General features: G+C 45.8%; 2 protein-coding genes. Both read right to left on the reverse strand.

The features are described from left to right. Positions 1–109: 109 nt before the first annotated feature. Positions 110–640, reverse strand: coding sequence for a heme utilization protein HutZ (gene hutZ / locus R8N28_RS25405; protein ID WP_005488117.1), 531 nt, complete (start codon positions 638–640; stop codon positions 110–112). Positions 641–758: 118 nt separating this feature from the next. After that, positions 759–1,261: heme utilization cystosolic carrier protein HutX (gene hutX / locus R8N28_RS25410; RefSeq protein ID WP_318183681.1), on the reverse strand; the 503-nt coding region annotated here is incomplete at its 5' end.

Genomic DNA, 1,261 nt, shown 5'->3' on the forward strand with positions numbered 1-1,261 from the left:
AGATCTCGCTCAGTTCCTTGCTTACAGGTCTCATGCTGTTGTTCCAATGTAAAAAAGGGAGCCAGTATAACCTAACTCCCTCTTAGTAATCATAAAAACGACGTCCGCATTAGGCGTTTTCGATTTTCTTGTGGCCTTCTTGTAGATGCACAAAATCAACCAAGTCATCGCCTGAGACTTGATACGCTTGACCGAACCCTTTTACGAACAAACCTTTCTCAGCTTTTAGGTTGAACAGTACAAAGTCTTCAAGCTGACTTAGACCGTCGATGATGTCACCGAAACGCGCTTTCATCTGACCAACGACCAATTGCCACATTTCAGTATCACGCTCAACAACCGTTGCGACCGCATCAAACGTCAGACGCTTACGTGCGAAAAGCTGTTTAGATGAATCTTCATCTTCGATCATCATCAGTGAAACGTTTGGATTTTCTAGCAGATTTCGAGCATGGCGAGCAATCTGAGAGATCAAAACGAAGTAACCTTCCTGATTCTGAACATAAGGCGCGTAACTTACGTTCGGACGGCCTTCGCTGTCTACCGTTGCAAGCTGTAAAGTACGGCGCTCCTGACGAAATTCCTTTATCTCTGGCCCTAGACGGCCTTGCAAACGCTCTTGTTTAACTTGTTGATCCATATTGATACCTGACTTTATTTCTATTTATTTGTCCCGAATTCTAGTTCGGTTATGTATGTTCGTGGTCGCGACTTCTCACACCCTTGAATGTAAAAGCCGCGACGACTGGCTGTCTTTGTTACTGATTTAGCTCAGCTTGCATGGTACGAAACGCCGTTACCTGCTCAGCAATAAGTTCGCGTTTTTCATCACGCCCTAAGTACACTTTGAAGATATTGCTGCCGCATTCAGAGAAAAAGCCAAAGTAGTGACTTTCACGTCCCATAAACGGTTTACTGACCAGCGCGATATTTTTCACGTTATCCAATTTGAGGTGACCATGCAGCTCACCTTCTCGCCCCATTAGATTGTAATAACCACGCGCAACTTTGCCTTTCGGAAAAGGCGCTTTCACTTCGAAAATGGAGCCGAAGGAGTGTACGATCGTCGTCACTGGGCCAAAGCCAACTAGGCTTTCAAGGATTGTTTGCGCTTGTTCGCCCGGAGCAATCGCAATCATCTCTTGCGGCAGTGCTGCGACAACATCAAATTCTGTCACACCTAAACGCTCTGCCATTGCGGCAGGCAGAAGTTGAGGTTCTGGTTCCAATAGAACTTCTACCTGTTGCTTGATTGATTCCA

Source organism: Vibrio sp. Vb1554, assembly GCF_033344235.1.

Coding starts and splice junctions, on each gene's coding strand:
- hutZ (WP_005488117.1), bottom strand. CDS start 640: ATGGATCAACAAGTTAAACAAGAGCGTTTGCAAGGCCGTCTAGGGCCA.